The organism is Tunicatimonas sp. (genome assembly GCF_049647865.1).
Lineage (GTDB): Bacteria > Bacteroidota > Bacteroidia > Cytophagales > Cyclobacteriaceae > Tunicatimonas.
In genome coordinates, this window is the sequence record NZ_JBARYM010000714.1 from 1 (window position 1) to 3,342 (window position 3,342).

At 39.4% G+C, this 3,342-nt stretch carries 4 protein-coding genes; all 4 read right to left on the reverse strand.

All coding sequences use genetic code 11. From position 1 onward, the window contains the following. Positions 1 to 100 precede the first annotated feature (100 nt). Positions 101 to 1,141, reverse strand: a complete 1,041-nt coding sequence (locus WBA23_RS20900) for a serine hydrolase domain-containing protein (RefSeq protein WP_424584223.1) — start codon at positions 1,139 to 1,141, stop codon at positions 101 to 103. A 176-nt stretch (positions 1,142 to 1,317) separates the two neighbouring features. After that, positions 1,318 to 2,214 carry an alpha/beta fold hydrolase gene (locus WBA23_RS20905; protein ID WP_424584224.1) on the reverse strand — a complete coding sequence of 299 codons (897 nt, stop codon included), beginning with the start codon at positions 2,212 to 2,214 and terminating at the stop codon, positions 1,318 to 1,320. Between the two features lie 12 nt (positions 2,215 to 2,226). Then, positions 2,227 to 2,457, reverse strand: a complete 231-nt coding sequence (locus WBA23_RS20910; RefSeq protein ID WP_424584225.1) for a zinc-binding dehydrogenase — start codon at positions 2,455 to 2,457, stop codon at positions 2,227 to 2,229. Next, positions 2,432 to 2,755, reverse strand: coding sequence for an alcohol dehydrogenase catalytic domain-containing protein (locus tag WBA23_RS20915; RefSeq protein WP_424584226.1), 324 nt, complete (start codon positions 2,753 to 2,755; stop codon positions 2,432 to 2,434). Before WBA23_RS20915 ends, WBA23_RS20910 begins: the two co-directional genes overlap by 26 nt. Positions 2,756 to 3,342 lie beyond the last annotated feature (587 nt).

The following is a 3,342-nucleotide window of genomic DNA, read 5'->3' on the forward strand; positions in this document are numbered from 1 at the left end:
GCGAATCCAAAACCGTGCCTTGTAGAGTCCGTGCTTTGCGCTTGCGCCACACATGAAAGTATGGTAAGGAGTATGAGTAGATAATTTTTCATGAAAGTTATTAACTCTTAGATTCTTCTTTTTCTAGGGCCATGACAATCCTGTTATAAACTCGCTCTATATCGAGCCAAAACGACTCGGTGCCGCTCGTATTCACAAATTGCACAACCACTGCATCAATATCGCTGTGATAGCGTGCTATGCTGCAATAGCCTGGCAGCCAACCGGTATGTTCGTACTCGTAAACCGAAGTATAAATTTCTTGCTCTTTATCTGTAAATAAAGTACCGTCAATAAGTGCTCTTAAAAATGTCCCAACATCTTCTGCAGTAGCCACCATATTACCACCGGGCAGCGGAAAATCCCAAGACCTTAAATTGGGGTCCCAACCAATTAAATAACCGCTCATTACCCTGGTTGTGTCTGAATCTTGGTACACATTGTACGTGTTGATTAAATCCAGTGGATCAAGTATCTTAGCTTGGATATAATCATGATGAGAATAACCCAATGTTCTATCTATGATCTCTGCTATTAATAAATAGTTGGAGTTTGAATAGCTATGTTTTTTATTGGGCTTGAACGAGGCTTCCTTATCATAAACCCTGGCCATAAAGGACATATGTTCATCAAAAGTTTCTCCTTCAATTTCAGGTTCGTCAGAATAATCTATTATCCCGCTGCGATGCTGCAACATCATTTCTAAAGAAATCTCATTAGCATTTTCAATTTTGCCTTCCACCTCAGGCAATAGGTCGGTGAGTTTAGCATCTAATGATAATTGATTGTTGGCCACCAATTTGGCGGCAGATGCAGCGATGTATAGCTTGCTGATGCTCGCAATTTTGAACAGCGAATGAGCATCGGCTAGTGTTTGCTTTTCTCTATTATCAAATCCAGCACTGTAAAACGAAGTCCTTCCGGGGGCGTTCACATAAACGATAATGCCATCAAATCCATTCACAATTGCTTTGTCCACTTCTCCTTGAACGCTGTCTGGGAAATAGATTACGTCTTTTGAGCAAGAACCTAAAAGTATGAGCACAAACATCAAGCAGGCGATCAAACTATCAGAATTCAATAATCTAAGTCGATTTTTCATTTGTGGAGTAATTCTAAACTTCTTATATGTGATTTATGAATTTTATGTAGTAAACGGTTGAGGAGTGAGTTCTTTAAAATGATTTGCACTGGGGGTTTTACCGCCTGATGCAATCATCCAAATAGTCAGTCCGAGTTCGCCAACGGTCATTGGTAAAGCCATAATCATTTCCAAGATTAAAGGGGTGTGTTTTGGTTTTCTAGATCGCTCAAAATCATGTTTTCAATCAAGCTATTATCGCTTGTCGACTGTACATGTTTTGAGTTTTCGAGAAGTAGACTTTTCTTAAGGGACGGAAATATGTGAGAAGCTCTTTTGAGCATTTTTGCTCCAGGAAACATGACATCGTTTTTTGCGGCAATCAGCGTTACAGGTATTTCTATAAGCCTAGCCTTTTCGCTTGATATGACAGGCACTGGAGTAAAATCCATCTTAAAATGCAAGAACACTTTTGATAAGTATTTGATGGCGAATTCGTCTCTATCTGTAAAGACGTCTTTCAAAAAAGCCTCAACAAACTTGGGTTTCCCCGAACTTATAAACCGCTTCATAGGAATGAAGATTTTAAAAAGCGCTTTTATCGGATTGCCATTCACGATATAAGCTGGCGCGGACAAATACACTTCTTTGATCTTACTTTCATCATGCTCCAGCGTTTTAAGGATCACCAAACCGCCGAATGAAAATCCAGCCAGTGTTACATTCTCAATTTTGAGCTTGGTAATGATTTCATTCATCCATTTTCCGTAAGAGTCATCTTTCATACTGGGTCTTGTTTCAGTGCTTTTATTTGGCTGAGCAATCACATCAATTGCAAACACCCTGAATGACTTATGCAAATTTGGATAGGTTTCCAACGCAATTGGTGCGCAACCATTGGAACCATGAACAATGATTATTGGTGGGGCTAAGGGATTTCCTGTAGCAATGATGTTTGTTTTTCCAAAACTGGTTTCTACCTCTACGTATTCGTATTCAATATTAAGCTCTTCCAGTTTTTGGTCGTAGAGATGCAATATTTCTTGCTTTCCTTCGGCCGATTTAAATAGTGATTTCATTTCTATGATTTTCATTAATTGATATAGTTATGCAATTGGCCTCAAAACCACATTTCCTTTTTTGTGGCCCGCCTCAATGTATTCGTGCGCATTTGTCACTTGCGCGAGTGCATACGTTCGATCGATGATTCCCCTTAGGTTTCCAGCTTCAACTATTTCAATTAGGATCTCGAGCAATCTCTTGCTCTCCTTTTCTGGTAAGGCACCGGTAGCTGAAAATTTCGCCTTCTTCTTACCAAAGACTGAGGTCATCACCATTGTTAGAGAGGTTTTCACCGAATACGTTGTCTCCCGCTTTAAAACGAGTGACTGCAGCCCCAACAGATTTTACGACGCCCGCAAAACTAGTTCCCCAAATTGGGTTCTTCGGTTTGGTAAGCCCTATCATCAATCTTCCGATGTAAGGCTTGCCCGTGCGCATCGTTGTATCTGCTTTGGTGACCGAAGATGCATGAATCTTAACCAGTACTTCATTCGGTTTAGCGATTGGTTTAGCAACGGTATTTGCTTTGAATATTTCTGGTGAACCGTACGCTGTCGTGATAATTGCTTTCATAATGACTGTGTTTTATACGTTTATAAAGCAAATGTAAGGGCGGGGCAGTGCCCCAAGGTTCGGGATTACAACTAGAGGTTCGGAATTATAAATCCAAACTTTATTTTTTCATAAAGTTGGTAATCAACGCAATGGTTTCTTTTGTTCACAACCATTGGAATACAGTAGGCCAACAAGGTGATGCACCTATCAGCAATGGCCTACAATGTAAATAAGTACTTGAAATTTTAGAAAAACGGGTAGAAAGTGGGGCAGGAACTGCTTTTTCAATTTTTCATATCAAAGGCCTTATTTTACGCTTGATAACAGCTTATGTACGCCCCTCAAATTTGATTTTACCTAATCTTTATTTCAAATAAATACTCCCTGAAAAGAGCGCTATTAAAGTTGTCTTCCTGAAAATTTATTGCGTTGTGCAACGGTTACTATTGTTGTGTGCTGTTTTAATTTACTTTTACTCATTTACAGGTCTTATTCCAAAAATGAGTAAATAACCAATCATCCAAAATTCTCCAATGGTTGCGGGTAGCGTAAGAAATCTATTGAAGCTAAAATCAATTCCTGCGTAGTGGATAACGGTGCTAATA